This is a genomic window from Micromonospora citrea, from assembly GCF_049629545.1.
Classification (GTDB): Bacteria; Actinomycetota; Actinomycetes; order Mycobacteriales; family Micromonosporaceae; genus Micromonospora; species Micromonospora citrea_A.
Genome location: NZ_JBNADX010000003.1, coordinates 44605 through 65741 on the forward strand (window position 1 = coordinate 44605; position 21137 = coordinate 65741).

A 21137-nucleotide genomic window follows, 5' to 3' on the forward strand; every position below is an offset into this window, starting at 1 on the left:
TGATGCGCGCGCCGCTGGTCAACTTCCGCCGGTTCCAGATCACCGCCCCGTGGCCCCTGGTCTGGACCGTCACGGCCGTCCTGGTCCTGGTCCGCCTCGTCGCGCTCGTGCTGCGCCTCAGTGTCTTCGCGGTGCGGCACTGGCGGGCCTGGCCTGTCGTCGCCCTAGCCCTGGTCGCCGTCGACACCTACCGGGATCACGGGTGGTGGCCTCACCTCCTGGTCCTGCTGGTCCTCGCCGGCTCGACCGCCGGCTGGTGGTGGCGGGGACGCGAGTCCTTCCACCGCCTGGTCGTCCTCCGCGCTGTCTCCTGGTGGCGTCGGCTGTGGGTGTATCGGCGTCAGTGGCACGAGGTCATGAGCCTGTGCGGCCTCGTCAAGAAGTACGACGGCGGGGAGAAAGTCCCGAACCTGCTGTCGGTGCGGTGCACCTACGCCACGGACGAGCTGGTGTTGCGGATGCCTCGTGGGCAGAACCCGGAGGTCTACCACAAGGCCGCGCGGGATCTGGCGTACTCGTTCGGCACCCGCCACTGCCGGGTCTTCTCCGGCCGCCGCCAGGCTGTTCCCCACCGCTCGGGCCGGCTGGCGTGGCTGCTGCGGCTGGTCGACCGGGTCCGGTTCCGTGACCGGCCCCGGCATGTGTGGCTCGTGTTCATCCGCCGCGACCCGCTCACCCGGATCGTTTCCCCGCTGCCCGTGCCGACCCGGCCGGACTTCACCGCCCTGCCGCTCGGCCTGCGGGAAGACCTCGCCGTCTACAGCCTGCGGCTGCTGGCCACGCATGTGCTGATCGGTGGGGCGACGCGGATGGGCAAGGGCTCGGTGATCTGGTCGCTGATCCGCTCCCTCGCCGCTGGCATCCGCTCCGGCCTAGTGCGGGTGTGGGCGATCGACCCGAAGGGCGGGATGGAGCTGGCGATCGGGCGGCCGTTGTTTTCCCGCTACGTCGATGACGACTGGTCCCGCATGGCCGACCTCCTGGACGACGCAGTGGCCCGGTTGCGGGCGCGTCAGCAGATACTGCGCGGGAAGGTGCGGGTGCACACGCCGACGGTGGATGAGCCGCTGATCGTCGTCGTGATCGATGAGCTGGCCACGCTGCTGGCGTTCCTGCCCGACAGCGACATCCGCAACCGCATCGCCCAGTCCCTCGGGTTGCTGCTGTCGCAGGGCGCGGGCCTCGGCGTCCTGGTCGTCGCCGCCACCCAGGACCCCCGCAAGGAAGTCGTCTCTGTCCGCGACTTCTTTCCCACCCGTATCGCTCTCGGGCTGACCGAACGCGGCCACGTCGACCTGCTCCTCGGTGACGGCGCCCGCGACCGCGGAGCACTGGCCGATCAGATCCCGCTGTCGGGCAAGGGCGTCGCCTACGTCCTGCTCGACGGCCAACCCGAACCCGCCCGCGTCCGGTTCTCCTTCATCTCCGACGACGTCATCCGCGAGATGACCGCAACCTTCCCCGCCCCGGCCGACACCCAGCCCGAACCCGTCGTGCTGCCGGCCCAGCCCAAGCCGGCGCGCTCGACCAGCAACGGCAACGGCAGGCACACCTACCGGCCCACCCCGCCGAAGCAGGCCGCGCCGTTGCTGCCGCCGTCGTTGCTCAACGCCCTGGACCTCGACACCACTCCGAACGGAGGGGAGCCCCGATGACCGCCGACGAGCTGCCCGAGGGCACGCCCACCCGGATGCCCTACGCCGACCAGCCCGACGAGCTGACCGACCAGCCGCGTCGCTTCTACCGGCTGCGCGCTCCGCACGTCGACAAAGCCTCCGTCCCGGTGACCGTCCGGGTCACCCCGGACGCCGACCTCTACGTCGCCGTTGGTGCCGGTCGTCGCCGCATGTACCTGACCCCGTCCGAGGCGTGGGCGCTGTGGCGCTGCCTCTCCGAAGCCGTGGCCTCGACCGGCGAGCCGCCGGAGTGGATCCGCGTACACGTCAAGCCCACCACCCGCTGACCCTGCCTTGGAGCCCGTGATGCGTACCCGTCGCCTGGCCCGCCGGCCTATCCGCCGCACCTGCCTCGACCTCAACCACACCGACCCCGACCAGACCTGCCCCTACTGCAACCCCGACACCCACGCCGACGCGATCCTCGCCGCCGCCCTCACCCGCCACGCCCAGCTCGCCGCCGACGACGCCGAGATGTGGGGGTGGGCCGCATGAGCCGCCTACGCAACGGCGACCGGTGGGAAGCCGTCGCCCTGGTCGTCATCCTCCTGGCCGTCGGCGGGATGGCCGGCGCCGCGTCGTTCACCCACGTCAAGGACTGGACGATGATCCACGCCCCGGCAGGCACCGGAGAGTGGTTCGGCTGGTCCAACGCCGTCATCTCCGAACTCACCCCCGCCGCCGCCCTGCTGGTGATCCGCCGCCGTCGTCGCCGCGACCCGAACGCCTCCGTGCTCTACCCGCTGTCGATCCTCCTCGCGGCCGTCGCGCTGTCCCTGGCCGCACAGATCGCGGTTGCCAATGACAGCTTCTCGTCGCGGCTGTTGTCCTCCGTGCCCGCGCTGGCGTTCCTCGCCCTGTCCAAGCTCGTACTGACCGGCGGCCCCGCCCCGACCAAGCCCGCACCGGCCCCGGCCAAGCCGACCCCGGTCGGTGAGCCCGTCGACCTGGACCCGGCCGACCTGCCCACCACCCCGGCTCCGCCCGTCCCGGCCTACGTCCCGCCGGCCCCGACCCCCACCCCGGCCCTGGTCTCGACGCCGGCTCCGGTGCGGTCGGCGCTCATCTCGTCCGTCGTTCAGTCCCCCCGCACCAACGGTCAGGTCTTCGCCTCGGAGGTGATCCGGTGACCCGCACCCAACTCGCCCGCCAGAGCTCCACCCGCCACCGCTCCACGGTCCTGGTCCGCCGCGTGGTCGGCACCCCGGCCGAGGTCGCCGCGACCGTCGCCCTGGTCCGTGACTCCGGCCGCCTGCTGTCCATGACTCAGCCCCAACAGGTTCCCGGCAGCGACCAAGTCAGGGTCACGGTGCGGTTCCTCGACACCCACCTGCCCGCCCCCGCCCCGGTGCGCCGGCTGCGACGCGGCCACATCATCGCCGCCGCCACCGTTCCGGCCGTGGGCGCGCTGGTCGGGGTCGGCTACGTCGCCGCGCAGCTCGTTGACGAGGTCCGCTCGGCCGCTCCGCTGATCGCGGGTGTGGCCCTGGTCCTCGTCGTCCTCGCCCTCCTGCTCCGACGGAAGTCGGGATGCGCGGGGCTGCACTGCTCCGGCTGCCAGCACTGACCGCCATGACAGTTGGCTGGCCCACCTACTGCGCCCGATGCCGTAGGTGGGCCACCTGCCTCGTTGAAGCCGGCCACCCGGGCACCGGCCGATACCGCGCCGAAGTGGTCTGCGGGCGGCATGAAGCCGCGGCGACCCGCTGGGCCAGCCACGCCGGTCCGACCCGCATCACCCCGCTCGCTCCGATCCAGCCCGTGTTGTTTGACCTTCCGGAGGTGACCCGTTGACCGCACCCACCCTGCCCGGCCTCACCCCCGACACCCCACCGCCCGCCGTCGTCGTTCCGGCAACCGTCGACCCGCCGGCGGCTGGGTCCCGTGCGGCCCGGATGGCGTTGCCGATGTCGCGGCAGGTGCTCAAGGAGATGGCCGCCGAGTACGGCGTCTGCCTGCACCCCGTGACGCTGCGCCGTACCGACCTGCACACCGGCCACACCGAAGTCATCGACCTGCCCTGCGGGTCGACCCGCGAGGACAAGTGCCCACCGTGCGCGAAGCGTGCCCGGCGGCTGCGGCAGACCCAGATCCGGGAGGGCTGGCACCGCGCCGACGAACCCGCCCCCGCCCCTGATCCGGCCACCGACGCGCAACGAGAGCTGATCCTGCTGCGGGCACACCTGGAGTTCGCTCGCGACGAGGCCCAACGCGCCGCCCAGTTCGACCAGGTCACCGACATCGACCAGGCCATCACCGAGGTAGAGGAGGCCATCGCCGCTGAGGGCCTGCGCGGGCAGGTCGCCCCACCCCACGACGGCGACGAAGACGACAACCCGGGTGGGCGCCGCAAGCGGTCGACCCGTCGCCGCCAGGACGCGCCCGACCTGCCGCGCAAGAAGGTGGAGCCGCGCACGGTCGGGAAGGTCTACGTCGCGCCGGACGGCACCGAGCACCGGCCGTCGATGTGGCTGACGCTCACCCTTGACTCCTACGGCCGCGTCCTGCCCGACGGCACCCCCGTCGACCCCACCAGCTACGACTACCGGCGGGCCGCCTGGGACGCCGTGCACTTCGCCCGCCTGCTCGACCGGTTCTGGCAGAACCTCAGGCGGTGCGTGGGCTGGAACGTGCAGTACGCCGGCTGCGTTGAGCCTCAGCGACGTCTCGCCCCGCACGCCCACTTCGCGATCCGGGGCACGATCCCTCGGGCGGTGCTGCGGCAGGTCGCCGCCGCCACGTATCACCAGGTGTGGTGGCCCCCGGCCGACGAACCGGTCTACTCCCTCGACCGGCTCCCGGTCTGGGACGGCGACCGCGCCGAATGGGTCGACCCGGACACCCGCGAACCGCTCACTCCGTGGGCTGACGCCCTGGACGCGATCGACACCGACCCCGACGCCACCCCCGCGCACGTGGTCCGCTTCGGCGTCCAGCTGCGCGCCGAGGGCGTCACCCCCGGGACGGTCCACGCCAACCGCACGATCGGCTACATCACGAAGTACATCACCAAGTCCGCGGCCGACTGCCACAAGACCGAGAGCGACCGGCAGCGCGAGCACCTCGACCGGCTCTGGCACGAGCTGCGGATGACGCCGTGCAACGACCGGTGCGCCAACTGGCTGCTCTACGGCATCCAGCCGAAGAAAGCCCACGGGCGGCTCCAGGCGGGCCGGTGCAAGGGCAAGGTGCACCAGCGGGCCACCCTCGGCATCGGCGGCCGACGCATCCTCGTCTCCCGCGACTGGTCCGGCAAGACCCTCGCCGACCACCGCGCCGACGCCCGCGCCTGGGTTCGCAACCTCCTCAGCGTCACCACCGGCACCGACGATGCCGAGCCCGTCGACCAGGACGCCCCACCCGCGTACGCGTGGGAACTCGCCCGGCCCGACGATGCCGACGTGCCGCCCCTGCAACACCGGCTCCTGCGCGCTCTCTCGCAGCGGGCGCAGTGGAAGGCCGCGCTCCTCGCCGCTCGTGACAAGGCAGCGCAGGGTGCCGCAACGCTGACCGACCCCGACTCCACCGGCCAGGAAGGACGTGCCTGATGACCAACGCCAACCAACCGCGCGTGGCCGCACCCAAGAGCGTTCGGCCTGCCGAAGCCGCTGCTCTGCTCGGGGTCTGCCGGGACACCGTCTACGTGCTGATGCGCTCGGGCCGGCTCCGTTCGATCAAGGCGGGGCGTGCTCGCTTGATCCCGCTGGCCGCGATCGATGAGTTCCTGTCGGCGGATGAGGAGTTCGCGGCATGACCGGCCGGCGTCGTCGTGCTCATGGTGAGGGCTCGGTGTACGAGCAGCGTCCCGGCGTGTGGGCGGCGGTGATCGACCTCGGCTGGATCGACGGGAAGCGGAAGCGCAAGTACGTCTACGCCAAGAGTGAGGCTGAGGCGGTCCGGAAGCGGGACGAGCTGCGGCGCCAACTCCAGCTCGGCGTCGACCTCACCGCGCAGCCTCGGACGCTGGAAGCTTGGTTGACCGAGTGGCTGCGGGACGTGAAGGCGCACGACGGCACCCGCCCGTCGACCCTGGTTCGGTACCGCATGGCGGTGACCAAGCACCTGGTGCCGGGGCTCGGGCGGGTGAAGCTCGATCGGTTGACGCCTCGGGACGTGCAACGGTTCCTGACCGGGCTGCGGGGCAAGCTCGCGCCGGCCAGCATCATCAAGGTGCACGCAGTCCTGCGCGTCGCCCTGGCCGACGCTGAGCGGATGGACCTGGTGCCGCGCAACGTCGCCAAGGCTGCCAAGCCTCCGGCCCTGGGCCGCGTCGAGCGGCGTGCCCTGACGCCTGAGGAGGCCCGGAAGCTCCTGTCGGTGCTGACCGGGGACCGGTTGGAGTCGCTGTTCGTCCTGGCGCTAGCGACCGGGCTGCGGCGGGCTGAGCTGCTGGGCCTGCGCTGGTCGGATGTCGACCTGCCGGGGGAGGCGCTGTTCGTGCGGCAGACCCTCCAGCGCACGGACCAGGGGTTGGCGTTCGTGCCGCCGAAGACACACCGGTCGAGCCGTCCACTGCCGCTGTCGGGCCTGGCTGTCCGGGCGTTGGAGGCGCAGCGGGTACGGCAGGCCAAGGAGCGGCTCGCCGCTGGTGAGGTGTGGTCGGATCTCGGCTTGGTCTTCGCCAGCACGATCGGCACGCCGATGGAGCCGCGGAACGTGAACCGGCGCTTCGAGCAGCTGCGTGCGGTGGCTGGGTTGGACTGGCTGCACCTGCACGACCTGCGCCACGCGTTCGCCACGTTCCTGCTCGACCAGGGCGAGGAGCTGCGGACCGTGATGGAGCTGCTCGGACACTCCACGATCCGGATGACGGCCGACACCTACGGGCACGTCCTGCCGGCGCGTGCTCGTCAGGCTGCCTCGGCCATCGACCGGCTGCTCGGCGCGGAGGGCACGGCGTAACCGGTTGATCTATAAAGTGCGATCGTGAGAAGGAATCATCGTCACCCACCGTCCGGCCTGAGTCGCCGAGCCAGCCGCTTCGTTTCTGTTCATGGCATTTGGCTTGACGATCCGCTGGCCAGTCAGTGGGAGTCGGCTTGGAAAGCGGCCGGGATTCCGCCCGTTGAGGTGCAGAGGGCCGCCGCCTATCAGGCTCGCTGGGGTGGGCTTGTTCTACCACCCTCAGGGAGCTATGACGGCGGTCCCCTGGTGCTGGGAGTCGACACGCCGGAACTGGAGACGGAACCGCTCAAGCCTGGGTGGTACTTCGAGGCGGGCATTCAACGGACCGCCGTTCCATACGCCTTCGTGATCGATCCTGGTGGCCACTTCGGCCTTGCTTCCGAGAAGTGGGTTGCCCTGCACGCCACGGTTGAGGGTTGGATCGAGTCGCTCGCCTTGGCCTACTCTGCCGCGAGTCTGGCAAGCAGGATCACGAAGCTGTCCGGCGATTCCGTCGCTGAAATCGACCTCAGAAGCATGGAGCCCGTACCCGAGACAGCTGGCCTAGCGGACGCCTGGTGGCGTGGCAGCGATGCCCTCGTCGCGGTCTTCACCGGAGAAGCTGAGCTGTTCGATCGTCCCAGCTACCGGACCGCCTACGTCTACGAGTTCGAAGACGGTGACATGCGGTGGCTGTAGGCATCAACGGACCGCTTGGCTGTACGGATGGCTGTACTCGCAACCGAGATCAACCGGTGTTCGTGCTGGTGGAGCCCAGGGGACTTGAACCCCTAACCCCTGCCTTGCAAAGGCAGTGCTCTGCCAGTTGAGCTAGGGCCCCGAGGGCGGCCGGAACCGCCCGGTGCTGCCGGTGACGAGCGGGTCAGCGCAGGTCGGGCGAGGTGGTGGCCTCGTGCCAGAGAGCCCGCTCGTCGTTCGAAGCCTTGACCTTCTGGGCGACGACGGCAGCCACGGCGACGACGCCGGCCAGGATCAGAAGCTTCTTGAACATGGGGCGCCCCTTCGCGCTCGACTGCCGTCGGAACGGGTGTGCGGTGGGGCTAGCTGGAATCGAACCAGCGACCTCAGAGTTATCAGCTCTGCGCTCTAACCGACTGAGCTATAGCCCCGCGTGGCGACGAGCAAGGTTAACCCATCGCCGCGTCCGGCCCCAAATCGGGGTCGTCGTGGCGCTCGTGCCTCCCCGACCGTACCCGGATGCCAGACGCCGGGGCGACCGCTTTCGCGGTGCCCCGGCGTCGGCGTGCAGGAAGATCAGTCGCGCTCGGCGAGCGTCAGCTCGATCCCGCCGACCAGGTCGGCGCAGACGTTGTAGACGAATGCGCCGAGCGTGGCGAGCGCGGTGAACAGCACGACGTTGACCAGGCCGATCAGCGCCGAGCTGAGGATCACGCCCTTCGCGGTGATCTGGAAGCCACCGCCGCTCTGCCCGCCGGCGTTGACCAGGTCGGTCAGGCTGTCGTTGACGCTCTGGAACACGCCCATGGCGTCCAGGGCGAGGTAGAGCACCGAGGTGGCGACGACCACCACGATGAAGAGCACCACGGAGACGGCGAAGGCGAACTTCATCACGGACCACGGGTCGATCCGCTTGAGGTTCAGCCGGGCCCGGCGCGGGCCGCGCGAGGCGGCCGAGCTGACCGAGGTACGCGCGGCGCGTACCGCGTCACCCACCCGGGCGGCCCCGACGGCGGCCGCGTTGCCGATCCCCGGCGGAAGGCCGCCCCCGTTGGCGGGGCGGGCCGTGCCGGTCGGACGGGCGCCGTCCGGCGACGGCTTGGCGGCTCCGCCCACCTTCGGCTGGGTGCCGGTGCTGGACGGCGACGTGGCGGCACCGACCTTGAGCGGCTGGGTGGTGTTGCTCGACTTGGCCGAGGTCGCCACCGGCGCGGCGGCGGACGTGGGCGCCTCGACGGCCGATGTCTCGGTCTTCTCGCTCGCAGCCGCGTCGTCGCCGGGCTTGTCCGGCGGCGGGGCCATGCCCGGGGCCCGGGTGAACTTCGGGGCAGGCGCGTCGGCGGGGACGGTCGCCCGACCCACGGCAGCGCGGCCGGCCGCGGTTGTGCCGCTCTTGGCGGCCTCCTCGTCGACCGGGGTGGCCGAGGTCCCCTTGTTCCCCGACTTCGCCTGTGTCTCCGTCATCAACTAGTCCTGTTCGTCAGGCTCGTCGGCATTGCGAGCAATCGCCACGATAGTCACGCCGTCCGGGAGGTCCATCAGCTTGACCCCCATTGTGTTCCGGTCACGCGTACGGCGTACAGGCTTCACCGGAGTCCGGATGACGCCACCGTTGCTGGTGATGGCGAACAGCTCGTCCTCCGGGTCGATCACGACCGCGCCGACCAGACCACCGCGTCGCTCGGTGATCTTCGCAGTCAGCACGCCCTTACCTCCCCGGCCCTGGACCGGGTATTCCTCGATCGGGGTGCGTTTCGCGTATCCCCCGTTCGTGGCCACCAGAACGTCCAACCCCTCCCGAACGACCTCCATGGCGAGGAGGACGTCGTCATCGGAGAATCGCATGCCGATCACGCCCGTGGTGGCCCGCCCCATCGGCCGCAGCGCCTCGTCGGTGGCGTTGAACCGGATGGCCTGCGCGTTCTTCGAGACCATCAGCAGGTCGTCGGTGGGCGCGACCAGCGCCGCACCGACCAGCTCGTCCTCGTCGCGCAGGTTGATCGCGATGATGCCGCCGGACCGGTTGGAGTCGAACTCCTCGAGACGGGTCTTCTTCACCAGGCCGTTCTTCGTGGCAAGTACCAGGTAGGGCGCCACCTGGTAGTTCGGGATTTCGATGATCTGCGCGATCTGCTCGTCCGGCTGGAAGGCGAGCAGGTTTGCCACGTGCTGGCCCTTGGCCACCCTACTGGCTTCCGGCAACTCGTACGCCTTGGCCCGGTAGACCCGTCCCTTGTTCGTCAAGAACAGCATCCAGTCGTGCGTGGAGCAGACGAAGAAGTGGCTGACGATGTCGTCCTGCCGCAGCGTGGCACCGCTGACGCCCTTGCCGCCGCGCCGCTGGGAGCGGTAGAGGTCGACCTTGGTCCGCTTGGCGTACCCGGTACGGGTGATGGTGACGACCACGTCCTCGCGGGCGATGAGGTCCTCCATCGAGACCTCGCCGTCGAAGGGGATGATCTTCGTCCGCCGGTCGTCGCCCCACTTCGCGACGATCTCGCCGAGTTCCTCGGAGACGATCCGCCGCTGCCGCTCCGGCTTGGCGAGGATGTCCTTGAGGTCGGCGATCTCGACCTCGAGCTTGGCCAGGTCGTCGAGGATCCGCTGCCGCTCCAGGGCGGCCAGGCGGCGCAGCTGCATGTCCAGGATCGCGGTCGCCTGGATCTCGTCGATCTCCAGCAGCCGGATCAGGCCCTGCCGGGCGTCGTCGACGGTGGGCGAGCGCCGGATCAGGGCGATCACCTCGTCGAGGGCGTCGAGCGCCTTGGCCAGACCGCGCAGGATGTGCGCCCGCTCCTCGGCCTTGCGCAGCCGGAACGCGGTCCGCCGGCGGATGACCTCGATCTGGTGCTCGACGTAGTAGCGGATGAACTGGGCCAGGTTGAGCGTGCGCGGCACGCCGTCGACCAGCGCCAGCATGTTGGCGCCGAAGGTCTCCTGGAGCTGGGTGTGCTTGTAGAGGTTGTTCAGCACCACCTTGGCGACCGCGTCGCGCTTGAGCACCAGCACGATCCGCATGCCGGTACGCCCGGAGGACTCGTCCCGGATGTCGGCGATGCCGGCGAGCTTGCCCTCCTTGATCAGCTCGGCGATCCGCTCGGCGAGGTTGTCCGGGTTGACCTGGTACGGCAGCTCGCTGACCACGAGCGCGGGACGGCCGCGCTTGTCCTCCTCGACCTCCACCACGGCCCGCATCCGGATCGAGCCGCGCCCGGTCCGGTACGCGTCCTGGATGGCGGACTGGCCGACGATCAGGCCGTAGGTCGGGAAGTCGGGGCCCTTGACGATCTCCAGCAGCGCTTCGAGGGTGGTCGCCTCGTCGGCCTCCGGGTGCTCCAGGCACCACTGCACGGCCGCGCCGATCTCCCGCAGGTTGTGCGGCGGGATCTTGGTGGCCATGCCGACCGCGATGCCCTCGGAGCCGTTGATCAGCAGGTTGGGGATGCGGGACGGCAGGATGGTGGGCTCCTTGGCCCGGCCGTCGTAGTTGTCCTGCAGGTCGACGGTGTCCTCGTCGATGTCCCGCAGCATCTCCATCGCCAGCGGGTCGAGCTTGCACTCGGTGTAGCGCATGGCCGCAGCCGGATCATTACCCGGCGAGCCGAAGTTGCCGTTGCCGTCGACCAGCGGGTAGCGCAGCGACCACGGCTGCGCCATCCGGACCAGCGCGTCGTAGATCGCCGAGTCGCCGTGCGGGTGGAACTGACCCATCACGTCGCCGACGACCCGGGAGCACTTCACGTAGCCGCGGTCCGGCCGGTATCCGGAGTCGAACATGGCGTAGAGGATCTTGCGGTGGACCGGCTTGAGCCCGTCCCGGACGTCCGGCAGCGCCCGCCCGACGATGACGCTCATCGCGTAGTCGAGGTACGAGCGCTGCATCTCGACCTCGAGGCCGACCGGCTCGATCCGGTCGTGCTGCGTCACGACCGCGGCGGGTGTCTCCGGGGTCTCCGGCTCGTTCGGGGTGGACTCGGGAGTATCGGTCACTGTTAACCCTTATCAGACTCAGAGTCGTTTTCGTGCTGTGGATAACGGCTGTGGAAACCGGCCAAGCTGTGGATAACTCTGTGGACCGGCGGGCCTGCCGGTGGATGCCGGCCGACCCGCCCGCGCCGTCAGATGTCGAGGAAGCGCACGTCCTTGGCGTTGCGCTGGATGAACGATCGGCGCGCCTCGACGTCCTCGCCCATCAGCACGCTGAAGAGCTCGTCGGCGGTGGCGGCGTCGTCGAGCGTGACCTGGCGCAGCGTACGGGTGGCCGGGTTCATCGTGGTCTCCCACAGCTCGGGATAGTTCATCTCGCCGAGACCCTTGAACCGCTGGATGTCGTCCGGCTTGGCATTGGCCTTCTTCTGCTGGCGCAGCGCGATCAACCCGTCCCGCTCCCGGTCCGAGTACGCGTACTGGGCGTCGTCGCCCTTCTTGTTCCACTTGATCTTGTAGAGCGGCGGGGCGGCCAGGTAGACGTGGCCCAGCTCGACCAGCGGTCGCATGAAGCGGAAGAGCAGGGTCAGCAGCAGCGTCTGGATGTGCTGGCCGTCGACGTCCGCGTCGGCCATCAGCACGATCTTGTGGTACCGCAGCTTCTCGATGTCGAAATCGTCGTGGATGCCGGTGCCCAGCGCGGTGATCAGCGCCTGGACCTCGTTGTTCTTCAGCACCCGGTCGATCCGGGCCTTCTCCACGTTCAGGATCTTGCCGCGGATCGGCAGGATGGCCTGGGTACGCGGGTCCCGGCCCTGCTTGGCCGAGCCGCCGGCCGAGTCGCCCTCGACGATGAAGACCTCGGACTCGCGCGGGTCGGTGGACTGGCAGTCGGCCAGCTTGCCCGGCATCGAGCCGGACTCCAGCAGCGACTTGCGGCGGGCCAGCTTGCGCGCCTGCTGCGCGGCGATCCGGGCCCGCGCCGCCTGGGACGCCTTCTGGATGATGATCTTCGCCTCGGCCGGGTTCCGGTCGAACCAGTCGACCAGCCACTCGTTGCAGACCCGCTGCACGAAGCTCTTCACCGGGGTGTTGCCCAGCTTGGTCTTGGTCTGGCCCTCGAACTGCGGGTTGGCCAGCTTGACCGAGATGATCGCCGCCAAGCCCTCGCGGATGTCCTCGCCGGAGAGCTTCTCGTCGCCCTTGAGCAGCTTCTTGTCCGCGCCGTAGCGGTTCACCACGCTGGTCAGCGCGGCCCGGAAGCCCTCCTCGTGGGTGCCGCCCTCGTGGGTGTTGATCGTGTTGGCGAAGGTGTAGACCGACTCGCCGTACGACTCGTTCCACTGCATGGCGATCTCGACCGACATGCCCTCCTCCTCGGCGCCGAACTCGACCACCGTCTTGTGGATCGGGTTCTTCGAGGCGTTGAGGTGCCGGACGAAGTCGGCGATGCCGCCCTTGTAGCAGAAGGTGACCTCGCGGAGCTTGCCCTCCTCACCCTCCGGCACCCGCTCGTCGAGCAGGTGGATGGTGAGGCCCCGGTTGAGGAAGGCCATCTCCTGGAGACGGCGGTAGATGGTCTGGAAGTCGAAGTCGACGGTCTCGAAGACGTCCGGGTCGGGCCAGAAGGCGACCGCCGAGCCGGTGCGGTCGGTGGTCTCACCCTTCTCCAGCGGCGTCGGCTTGGAGTTGGCGTACTGCTGCCGCCAGACGAAGCCGGACTTGTGGATCTCCACCGCCATCTTCGTCGAGAGGGCGTTCACCACGGAGACGCCGACGCCGTGCAGACCGCCGGAGACCGCGTACGCCTTGCCGTCGAACTTGCCGCCCGCGTGCAGCACCGTCAGCGCGACCTCGACACCCGGCTTCTTGAGCTTCGGGTGCAGGTCGACCGGGAAGCCACGGCCGTTGTCGGTGACCCGGACGCCGCCGTCGGCCAGCAGCACCACGTCGATGGTGTCGCAGTGGCCGGCGAGCGCCTCGTCCACGGCGTTGTCCACGACCTCCCACACGAGGTGGTGCAGACCGCGCTCACCGGTCGACCCGATGTACATACCGGGCCGCTTGCGGACCGCCTCGAGCCCCTCGAGGACGGTGATCGACTCGGCGCCGTACTCCTGCTTGTCCTGCGCTGCCACCCTCGGCCACTTTCTCGCACCGGGCGCGCCAGGGGCGCGTCAGGCGCGGGTTCGGCGGACAGGACGCGACGTCGGCGCACGGACCGGCCTCCGGGGATCGCCAGGTCGCGGATCGTGTGCGCCGGTCGCCGCGGTTGCCCGCGGATCGCGATCGGCTCGACCCGACACAGGACTTTGATCAAGGGCCAGCCGGGCCCCTGTCCGTCGCTCCGCGTCGGGTCTTCGTCTCGCCCCCAATCCTACTGTGCGCAACCGACGAAGACGCCACTCGGCACCCCCTGCGCGGCGTCTGAGACCTCCGTAGCGGGCCGAACCGTGCTGTCCGCGACTCCCCCTACGTGCCAGGGCCCGATCTCCGGCGGCGTCGCCCGGGAATCGGGTGCGACGGCCGGTCGGCCGGGGGTCGCGCGCGGAGCGGCCGTACCGTACCTTTGCGGCGCCACCGGTGCTTGTCTTGATCTTTACCGTCCACAACCGGGACGATCGACCCGATCGATCCGACACGTGCTCACAAGGGGTGACGCCAGATGGGGCTGGACAACGTCGCGGTGCACTGGCCGCGGACCGGCCGCTTCTACGATCCGGTCGCGCCGGCCGAGTTCGTGGACTTCAGCGAGATCGCGGACATTCCCAGGATCTCCGCGCCCACCGCCGCGCTCGCCGAACACATCGCCAAGACCGGCACGGTCCGGGCCACCGCGTACACCGAACTGGTGGACCTGATCCTCGGCCTGGAGAATGTGCTCTACGCCACAGAGGCCGCCGCCGAGGACGAGGATCCGGTGATCGACCCGGACGGCTGCTCGTGGATCGCCGGCGGGGTGGAGAAGTTCGTCGCCCAGCACCGGCCGTACGGCGAGGTGGTCACCTTCGAGTCGGTCAGCGAGGTGCTCCGCTCGCTGCTGGCCGACGGGCGGTTGGCCGAGCAGCAGCTGCGCTGGCTGGACAGCCGGCTCGACCGGCTGCGCGACGAGAGCGGCGACCCGCCGCAGTGGGACTTCACCTGCGCCGAACTCGGCGTGCTCGCCGCCTTCTACCGGCGCTGCGCCGACCGTGGCTTCGCCGTCTACGCCGACGCCGAACCCGGCCGCCGCCCCGGCGCCCAGCCGTAGTCGTCCCCCGCGTCGCGGGCGGGCGGCTCGCCGCCCGCGACCAGGTCGACCACGACCGGCCCGGTCAGCCGTAGGTGTCGCGGGGGCCCCGGCCGCGTACCCGGCGCGGGCCCCTCGACCAGGACGGCGCCGCCGGGCCGTGGATGTGCAGCTTGCGGACCACGTTGTGGCCGACCTCGCCGGCGATCCGCTTCAGCAGCGACCCGGCGAGCAGCCGGAGCTGGGTGGCCCAGGCGGTGGAGCGCGCCTCCACGGTCAGCTCGCCGTCCTCCAGCTTGACCGGGCGGCTGTGCTGGGCGATCTCCGGCCCGACCACCTTCTCCCAGGCGCCGAAGACGGTCGCCTCGGCGGCCGGCTGCTGCCAGCCACGCGCCTTCATCAGCCGCTCCAGCACCACGCCGAGCGGCTGCGGGTCCCGCGGGTCCGGTCCCGGCCCGGAATAGCCGCGCAGCCGCCGCTCGCCGCCGTCACCGGAGACCGCGCTGCGGCGGCGGGTCTTCGCGGCGGCCTCCCGGCGGGACCTCGCGGCGTCCAGCACCGCCCGCGCGAGCTGCGGCCCCGACGCGTCGGCCGGACCCGGCCCACCGGCCGCCTCACCGGCGACCGGACCGTCGCCCGCCGGCCGGACCGCGGCGTCCCCGCCGGCCCGCGCGGCGTCCGCGCCGCCGTCGGCCGAACGCGCCGCGCCGGCCCGGTCGCCGCCGCCGGCTCCCCCGGAGGTACGCGCACCGCGCCGGCCACCCCCGGCCACGCGGCCCGCACCCGCCGCGCCGGTGGGTGCGCCGCCCTCGGCAGGGCGACCCGGTCCACCGGTGCGGCGGGCCGGTGTGTCCCCCTCGCTGTCGCGTCCCGGTTCAGTCGACACGTCGTACCGTCCCCTCGCCCACCGCGTACCGGGCGCCGCGCAGGGCCGCCGGCACGTCGTCGTCGACGGCGCAGGTGACCAGGAGTTGACCGGCCCCGCCCACCAGCTCCGCCAGCCGCTCCCGCCGGCCGGCGTCCAGCTCGGCGAAGACGTCGTCCAGCACCAGCACCGGCTCGATGCCGTCGGCGCGCAGCAGGTCGTACCCGGCCAGCCGCAGGGCCAGCGCGTACGACCACGACTCGCCGTGACTGGCGTACCCCTTGGCGGGCAGCGGCCCGAGGGTGAGGCTGAGTTCGTCGCGGTGCGGGCCGACCAGCGTGGTGCCCCGCTCGATCTCGGCCGACCGGGACTCGGCCAGCGCGGCGGTCAGCGCCTCGGCCAGCACCGTCCGGTCGGTGGTCGGCTCGGCCAGCTCCACCGACGGCCGGTACGCGATCCCCGCCGCGCCCTTCCCGGCCGCCACCGCGTCGTACGCCTTGGCCACGTGCGGGGTGAGCGCGTCGACCAGCTCCAACCGGCCGGCCAGCAGCTCCGCGCCGTGGTGCGCCAGGTGGGTGTCCCAGACGGCCAGGGTCGACAGGTCCCCGCCCCGCGACCCGCCCGTCTTGCGGGCCAGGTACGCCGTCCGGAGCAGGGCGTTGCGCTGCTTGACCACCCGGTCGTAGTCGGCGCGTACGCCGGCGTACCGGGGCTGCCGGAGCACCAGCAGGTCGTCCAGGTAGCGGCGGCGCTCGGCCGGGTCGCCCCGGACCAGCTCCAGGTCCTCCGGGGCGAAGAGCACCAGCCGCAGCGCGCCGAGCACGTCACGGGCCCGCCGGGCCGGTGAGCGTCCCAGCCGGGCCCGGTTGGCCTTGCCCGGGACGATCTCCAGCTCGATCAGGAGTTCCCGGCCGTCGTGCACGACCGCGCAGCGGATCACCGCCGAGGCGGCGCCCATCCGGACCAGCGGGGCGTCCGTGGCGACCCGGTGCGAATCCAGGGTCGCCACGTAGCCCAGCGCCTCGACCAGGTTGGTCTTGCCGACGCCGTTGGCGCCGATCAGGACGTTCGGTCCCGGCTCCAGGTCGACGCCGACGCGCTCGTACGAGCGGAAGTCGACCAGTTCGAGCCGGCGGACGTACACAGGTGCGTGGCTGCCGGGTCAGCGCTTGCGGACGGCGTGCCCGCCGAACTGCTGGCGCAGCGCGGCGACGGCCTTCATCGCGGGCGAGTCGTCCTGCCGCGAGGCGAACCGGGCGAAGAGCGAGGCGGTGATGACGTTCAGCGGCACGGCGAGCCGGACCGCCTCGTCGACCGTCCAGCGCCCCTCGCCGGTGTCCTCGGTGTAGCCGCTCAGCTCGGCCAGCTCCGGGTCCTCGTCGAGTGCCCGGTCGAGCAGGTCGAGCAGCCAGGAACGGACCACGGTGCCCTCGCGCCAGGACTTGAAGACGCCCGGCACGTTGGTGACGATCTCGGACTTGGAGAGCAGCTCGAAGCCCTCGGCGTAGGCGTGCATCAGGCCGTACTCGATGCCGTTGTGCACCATCTTGGCGTAGTGGCCGGCACCGACCGGGCCGGCGTGCACGAAGCCGAACTCGCCCTCCGGCTTGAGCGCCTCGAAGACCGGCATGAGCCGGTCGACGTGCTCCTGCGCACCGCCGACCATCAGGCCGTACCCGTTCTGCTTGCCCCAGACGCCGCCGGAGACGCCCACGTCGACGTAGCCGATGCCCTGCTCGGCGAGGCGCTCGGCGCGGGGGGCGTCGTCGCTGAACCGCGAGTTGCCGCCGTCGATGATGATGTCGCCCTCACCCAGCACGGCGGCGAGCTCGTCGATGGTGGCGTCGGTGACCCCGGCCGGGACCATCACCCAGACGGCGCGCGGCGACTCCAGCTTCCCGGCCAGCTCGGCGAGGCCGGCGACGTCGCTCAGCTCCGCGTTGCGGTCGAAGCCGACCACCTCGTGCCCGGCGGCGCGCAACCGATCGCGCATGTTGCCGCCCATCCGGCCGAGTCCTACCAGGCCGAGCTGCATCTGCTCCTACCTCCGTGCGTCTGGTCGTGCGGGGCTGCGATCAGCGGGAGACGCGGATCGGCATGATGAGGTACCGGTACCCCGGGATGACCTCGCCATCCTCGCCGGCGGGAGAAATCACCGCGGGCTTGAAGGCGTCGACGAACGCCAGCTGCGCGAACTGGGCGCCCAGGTTGGCCAGGCCGTCGATCAGGTACTGCGGGTTGAAGCCGATGGTCAGCGGCTCACCGGTGAAGGTGGCCTCCATCGCCTCGCTGGCCCGCGCCTCCTCGGTGCCGCCGGCCTCCACCACCAGCCCGTCGGAGCTGAAGCTCAGCAGCACCGGGGTGGTCCGCTCGGCGACCAGCGCGACGCGCTTGACGACCTCGATGAGCGTGCTGACCGGCACCCGGGCCTCGGCGTTGTGGGTGGCCGGGAAGAGCGAGCGCACCGGCGGGTAGTTCGCCCCGTCGAGCAGCCGGCTGGTGGTACGCCGGGTGCCGCCCGCGAAACCGATCATGCCCTCACCGGCGGAGCCCTGGGAGAGCGCCATGACGACCTGGCCGCCGAGCGGGCCGAGCGCCTTGGCGGTGTCGTTCAGGGTGCGCGCCGGCACGAGGGCGTTGATGCTGATCTCCGCGTCGTCCGGGTTCCACTCCATCTCGCGCAGGGCGAGCCGGTAGCGGTCGGTGGCGAGCATGGCCAGCGTGCCGCCGGAGAGTTCGAGCCGTACGCCGGTCATCATCGGCAGCGTCTCGTCCCGGCCGGCCGCCACGGCGACCTGGGCGACGGCGGCAGCGAAGGCGGCCGCGTCGACGGTGCCGGTGCTCTCCGGCATCTCCGGCAGGGTCGGGTAGTCCTCCACCGGCATGGTCGGCAGGGTGAACCGCGCGCTGCCGCAGACCAGCTCCAGGTGGGCGCCGACCGCGGCGATGTCCACCGGCTTGGCCGGCAGCGCCTTGGTGATCTCGGCGAGCAGGCGGCCGGAGACCAGGGCGGCGCCGTCGGCGTCCCCCTGCACCTCGACGGTCACCTGGCTGGAGACCTCGTAGTCGAAGCCGGAGACCTGCAGGTTGCCGTCGGTGACCCGGAGCATCACGCCGGCGAGCACCGGTACGGACGGCCGGTTGGGCAGGCTCTTCGCGGTCCACGCCACCGCTTCGGCGAGCGCGTCGCGCTCCACTCGGAACTTCATCAATGCCTCCGCGTCGACGTCAGCGACAACTCTCTCATGCCGACCGCTGCCCACCGTCCCGCCCGACCGTGCGGGTACCCATCGCACCTTAGGGCGCGCGGGCATCGGCTGTGCGCCCGACCCCGTGGATCCAGGTGCCGGGGCGACTGCCGACGGCAGCGCTCCGGCCCGATCCACAGGAAGTCCAACGGTGATGATTGGTTTTTGATTCTTTTGAAGAGATAACTCATCGTCTTCATCGCACCTGTGCAAACTGTGGAGAACCCGCGTCTGCGCAGTTCAGGCAGGTTATCCACCGGTGGTTTGGCTGTGGAGAACCGGGGGGTAAACCCGGGTGCGGATCCACAGGACGTCCGTTCCCCCGAGTTGTCCACGGTTGTCCACCGGTTGTCCACCGGTAATCCACCGGGTTTCTCCCCAGAGCTGTGGACACCGCCGACGACTCCGGTCGAGGTTGTCCCCAGAACCTTCAACAGGCTGCCCACAGGTGGACCGTCGTCGGTGGACGACGACGCCGTCGTCCCCAGGCGTCCACAGCCTCGTCCCCAGGGTTTGTCCACAGTCTGTGGGTAACCGACCCGAAGCGGAGCGTGGTTTTCCACCGCCTGTGGAACAGGGGGTGTGGACAACCGGGTCGACCTGTGGACGAACATGACACCGATCCTGGGCCCTCGACCGGGTCGAGGGTCGAGTCCGCCGCCGCGCGAGGACACGGAAGCGCCCGGCCGGTGTGGCTCGGCCGGGCGCTGCGGGTGCGAGGGGGCGTGACGTACGCAACGACTGCTTCGGTCCGGCGCGGCCGACGCCGCGCTGCGACCCGAAGCCGTCAGGTGGTCTGCTTGATCCGGTTGGTCAGCTCGGCGATCTGGTTGTACAGCGAGCGGCGCTCGGCCATCTGCTGACGGATCTTGCGGTCGGCGTGCATCACCGTGGTGTGGTCCCGGCCGCCGAACGCCTGCCCGATCCGGGGCAGCGACAGGTCGGTCAGCTCCCGACACAGGTACATGGCGACCTGGCGGGCGTTGACCAGCACCCGCGAGCGGGAGTGCCCGCGCAGGTCCTCCAGGCTCACCCCGAAGTACTCCGAGGTGGAGATCATGATCTGGTCGGCGGTGATCTCCGGACCGGTGCCGTCCGGGATGAAGTCCCGCAGCACCTCCTCGGCCAGCGACAGCTCGACGTTGGAGCGGGTCAGGCTGGCGAAGGCGGTGACCCGGATCAGCGCCCCCTCCAGTTCCCGGATCGAGTTCGACACCCGCGAGGCGATGAACTCCAGCACGTCCGGCGGGGCGAAGAGCCGCTCCTGGGCGGCCTTCTTCTGCAGGATCGCGATCCGGGTCTCCAGGTCCGGCGGCTGGATGTCGGCGAGCAGACCCCACTCGAACCGGGTCCGCAGCCGGTCCTCCAGCGTCGCCAGCTGCTTCGGCGAGCGGTCGGACGTGATCACGATCTGCTTGTTGGCGTTGTGCAGCGTGTTGAAGGTGTGGAAGAACTCCTCCTGCGTCCGCTCGCGGTTCTCCAGGAACTGGATGTCGTCGATCAGCAGGATGTCGACGTCGCGGTAGCGGCGCTGGAACGCGCTGGTCTTGTCGTCGCGCAGCGAGTTGATGAAGTCGTTGGTGAACTCCTCGGTCGAGACGTACCGGACCGAGCGGGCGTTGCCCAACGTCGTCGCGTAGTGCCCGATGGCGTGCAGCAGGTGAGTCTTGCCCAGCCCCGAGCTGCCGTAGATGAACAGCGGGTTGTACGCCTTCGCCGGCGACTCGGCCACCGCGACGCTCGCCGCGTGCGCGAACCGGTTGGACGAGCCGATGACGAACGTCTCGAACATGTACTTCGGGTTGAGCCGGTTGCCGCCGCTCTCCGTGCCGCCGGGGCGCCGGTCGGCGCCGCCACCGGGGCGGCGGTCGACGCCGGTCCGACCGGGGCCGCTGTCCGTACCCCCGTCGCGGGGAAGCTCACGCGGCGGGCGGGCCTCGCCGCGGTAGGCCGGCTCGAAGCCGCGCCCGTCGCCGCCGCGCCCGTCGCCGCCCCGCCCGTCCGGGGTCGACCGCTCCTCGAAGCCGCGCCGCTCCGGTGTGGGGCGGTTCACCCGCATCGGCTCGGTGAAGGCGGCGCCGAAGAGGGTGTCCTGACCGCCGTCCCGACTCGCCGGGATCCGGCCCGTCGGACGGTGTCCGTCCTGGTGCGCCGGCCCGGCCGACGACTCGGGCGGCGCCGGCCGTTCGCCGTACGGCTCGTCGGAAAAGCCCTGCCCGGGGTAGGCGGCCTCGGGCTCGAAGGCGGACTGCCGTCCAGTGGTGAAGTCGTCCTGCGGAGCTTCGGGCTCGGTCTCCGGCGCGCTGCGGTAGACGGTGCCGGCGGGACGGCCGGAGGCGTCCTCGGCGACCCGTACGGTCACCGCCACCTGGATGGGGCGGCCCAGCCGGCGGGTCAGCGCCTCGGTGATCGCCGGGCGCAGCCGGGACTCGATCACGTCCCGGGTGAAGGCGTCCGGCACGGAGAGCAGAGCGGTGTCCTCGACGATCGCCCGCAGTCGGGTGAGCCGCAGGTACGCGCGCTGCTGCGCGGAGATGATCTCGTCGGCGAGTTCGTCCGTCGCCGCGGTCCACACCGCGGCAAGGTCGGTCGTACCGGCCACCGTCGTG

Annotated in this window: 19 protein-coding genes and 2 tRNA genes; 10 read left to right on the forward strand and 11 right to left on the reverse strand. The window is 70.9% G+C overall.

Going from position 1 to position 21137, the window contains the following annotated elements:
- Positions 1-2: 2 nt before the first annotated feature.
- The 9 genes from ACPFP2_RS04580 to ACPFP2_RS04620 all read left to right on the forward strand — a co-directional run bounded on the left by ACPFP2_RS04580 (position 3) and on the right by ACPFP2_RS04620 (position 7259).
- Positions 3-1655: an FtsK/SpoIIIE domain-containing protein gene (locus ACPFP2_RS04580; RefSeq protein ID WP_424086413.1), complete on the forward strand. Its 1653-nt coding sequence runs from the start codon at positions 3-5 to the stop codon at positions 1653-1655.
- The gene (locus ACPFP2_RS04585) at positions 1652-1963 is read left to right on the forward strand and encodes a spread protein (protein WP_424086415.1); all 312 of its coding nucleotides are present in this window, start codon (positions 1652-1654) and stop codon (positions 1961-1963) included. The genes ACPFP2_RS04580 and ACPFP2_RS04585 overlap by 4 nt, the downstream gene beginning before the upstream one ends.
- A 19-nt stretch (positions 1964-1982) precedes the next feature.
- On the forward strand, positions 1983-2171 hold the full coding sequence (locus ACPFP2_RS04590; RefSeq protein ID WP_424086417.1) for a hypothetical protein: 189 nt from the start codon (positions 1983-1985) through the stop codon (positions 2169-2171).
- On the forward strand, positions 2168-2806 hold the full coding sequence (locus ACPFP2_RS04595; RefSeq protein WP_424086419.1) for a hypothetical protein: 639 nt from the start codon (positions 2168-2170) through the stop codon (positions 2804-2806). Before ACPFP2_RS04590 ends, ACPFP2_RS04595 begins: the two co-directional genes overlap by 4 nt.
- On the forward strand, positions 2803-3243 hold the full coding sequence (locus tag ACPFP2_RS04600; RefSeq protein WP_424086421.1) for a hypothetical protein: 441 nt from the start codon (positions 2803-2805) through the stop codon (positions 3241-3243). The genes ACPFP2_RS04595 and ACPFP2_RS04600 overlap by 4 nt, the downstream gene beginning before the upstream one ends.
- A 223-nt stretch (positions 3244-3466) precedes the next feature.
- The gene (locus ACPFP2_RS04605; RefSeq protein ID WP_424086423.1) at positions 3467-5224 is read left to right on the forward strand and encodes a replication initiator; all 1758 of its coding nucleotides are present in this window, start codon (positions 3467-3469) and stop codon (positions 5222-5224) included.
- Complete coding sequence (locus ACPFP2_RS04610; protein ID WP_424086426.1) at positions 5224-5430, forward strand: helix-turn-helix domain-containing protein; 207 nt, start codon at positions 5224-5226, stop codon at positions 5428-5430. The genes ACPFP2_RS04605 and ACPFP2_RS04610 overlap by 1 nt, the downstream gene beginning before the upstream one ends.
- Positions 5427-6578, forward strand: a complete 1152-nt coding sequence (locus tag ACPFP2_RS04615) for a tyrosine-type recombinase/integrase (protein ID WP_424086428.1) — start codon at positions 5427-5429, stop codon at positions 6576-6578. Before ACPFP2_RS04610 ends, ACPFP2_RS04615 begins: the two co-directional genes overlap by 4 nt.
- A gap of 249 nt (positions 6579-6827) precedes the next feature.
- Complete coding sequence (locus ACPFP2_RS04620) at positions 6828-7259, forward strand: hypothetical protein (protein WP_424086430.1); 432 nt, start codon at positions 6828-6830, stop codon at positions 7257-7259.
- 66 nt (positions 7260-7325) lie between these two features.
- Here ACPFP2_RS04620 and ACPFP2_RS04625 read toward each other — a convergent pair.
- From ACPFP2_RS04625 to gyrB, 6 genes are all read right to left on the reverse strand, one after another.
- Positions 7326-7401: transfer RNA gene (locus tag ACPFP2_RS04625), tRNA-Ala, on the reverse strand.
- A 42-nt stretch (positions 7402-7443) separates the two neighbouring features.
- Entirely contained in the window at positions 7444-7572 is a 129-nt protein-coding gene (locus ACPFP2_RS04630) for a DLW-39 family protein (RefSeq protein ID WP_424086432.1), read from the reverse strand.
- A 44-nt stretch (positions 7573-7616) separates the two neighbouring features.
- A tRNA-Ile gene (locus ACPFP2_RS04635) sits at positions 7617-7690 on the reverse strand.
- A gap of 145 nt (positions 7691-7835) precedes the next feature.
- Positions 7836-8723 carry a DUF3566 domain-containing protein gene (locus ACPFP2_RS04640; protein WP_424086434.1) on the reverse strand — a complete coding sequence of 296 codons (888 nt, stop codon included), beginning with the start codon at positions 8721-8723 and terminating at the stop codon, positions 7836-7838.
- 3 nt (positions 8724-8726) lie between these two features.
- A complete protein-coding gene (gene gyrA / locus ACPFP2_RS04645) occupies positions 8727-11249 on the reverse strand; it encodes a DNA gyrase subunit A (RefSeq protein ID WP_424086436.1) in 2523 nt (840 codons plus the stop codon).
- Between the two features lie 128 nt (positions 11250-11377).
- Positions 11378-13324, reverse strand: a complete 1947-nt coding sequence (gene gyrB / locus ACPFP2_RS04650) for a DNA topoisomerase (ATP-hydrolyzing) subunit B (protein WP_424086438.1) — start codon at positions 13322-13324, stop codon at positions 11378-11380.
- A gap of 527 nt (positions 13325-13851) precedes the next feature.
- Here gyrB and ACPFP2_RS04655 point away from each other — a divergent pair.
- Positions 13852-14436 carry a hypothetical protein gene (locus ACPFP2_RS04655; protein ID WP_424086439.1) on the forward strand — a complete coding sequence of 195 codons (585 nt, stop codon included), beginning with the start codon at positions 13852-13854 and terminating at the stop codon, positions 14434-14436.
- A gap of 64 nt (positions 14437-14500) precedes the next feature.
- On the opposite strand, the gene ACPFP2_RS04660 is transcribed toward ACPFP2_RS04655, so the two are convergent.
- The 5 genes from ACPFP2_RS04660 to dnaA form a co-directional block, all read right to left on the reverse strand.
- On the reverse strand, positions 14501-15187 hold the full coding sequence (locus ACPFP2_RS04660; protein WP_424086953.1) for a DUF721 domain-containing protein: 687 nt from the start codon (positions 15185-15187) through the stop codon (positions 14501-14503).
- Between the two features lie 103 nt (positions 15188-15290).
- Positions 15291-16424, reverse strand: a complete 1134-nt coding sequence (gene recF, locus ACPFP2_RS04665; RefSeq protein WP_424086442.1) for a DNA replication/repair protein RecF — start codon at positions 16422-16424, stop codon at positions 15291-15293.
- Positions 16425-16442: 18 nt separating this feature from the next.
- A complete protein-coding gene (gene gnd, locus ACPFP2_RS04670; protein WP_424086444.1) occupies positions 16443-17315 on the reverse strand; it encodes a phosphogluconate dehydrogenase (NAD(+)-dependent, decarboxylating) in 873 nt (290 codons plus the stop codon).
- Positions 17316-17355: 40 nt separating this feature from the next.
- Positions 17356-18489 (reverse strand): DNA polymerase III subunit beta, encoded by a 1134-nt coding sequence (dnaN, locus tag ACPFP2_RS04675; protein ID WP_424086446.1) that lies wholly within the window; start codon positions 18487-18489, stop codon positions 17356-17358.
- Positions 18490-19315: 826 nt separating this feature from the next.
- Positions 19316-21130 carry a chromosomal replication initiator protein DnaA gene (gene dnaA / locus ACPFP2_RS04680; RefSeq protein WP_424086448.1) on the reverse strand — a complete coding sequence of 605 codons (1815 nt, stop codon included), beginning with the start codon at positions 21128-21130 and terminating at the stop codon, positions 19316-19318.
- Positions 21131-21137 lie beyond the last annotated feature (7 nt).

Coding starts and splice junctions, on each gene's coding strand:
- ACPFP2_RS04630 (WP_424086432.1), bottom strand. CDS start 7,572: ATGTTCAAGAAGCTTCTGATCCTGGCCGGCGTCGTCGCCGTGGCTGCC.
- gnd (WP_424086444.1), bottom strand. CDS start 17,315: ATGCAGCTCGGCCTGGTAGGACTCGGCCGGATGGGCGGCAACATGCGC.
- dnaN (WP_424086446.1), bottom strand. CDS start 18,489: ATGAAGTTCCGAGTGGAGCGCGACGCGCTCGCCGAAGCGGTGGCGTGG.
- ACPFP2_RS04655 (WP_424086439.1), top strand. CDS start 13,852: ATGGGGCTGGACAACGTCGCGGTGCACTGGCCGCGGACCGGCCGCTTC.
- ACPFP2_RS04590 (WP_424086417.1), top strand. CDS start 1,983: ATGCGTACCCGTCGCCTGGCCCGCCGGCCTATCCGCCGCACCTGCCTC.
- ACPFP2_RS04585 (WP_424086415.1), top strand. CDS start 1,652: ATGACCGCCGACGAGCTGCCCGAGGGCACGCCCACCCGGATGCCCTAC.
- ACPFP2_RS04595 (WP_424086419.1), top strand. CDS start 2,168: ATGAGCCGCCTACGCAACGGCGACCGGTGGGAAGCCGTCGCCCTGGTC.
- ACPFP2_RS04580 (WP_424086413.1), top strand. CDS start 3: ATGCGCGCGCCGCTGGTCAACTTCCGCCGGTTCCAGATCACCGCCCCG.
- ACPFP2_RS04615 (WP_424086428.1), top strand. CDS start 5,427: ATGACCGGCCGGCGTCGTCGTGCTCATGGTGAGGGCTCGGTGTACGAG.
- ACPFP2_RS04610 (WP_424086426.1), top strand. CDS start 5,224: ATGACCAACGCCAACCAACCGCGCGTGGCCGCACCCAAGAGCGTTCGG.
- ACPFP2_RS04640 (WP_424086434.1), bottom strand. CDS start 8,723: ATGACGGAGACACAGGCGAAGTCGGGGAACAAGGGGACCTCGGCCACC.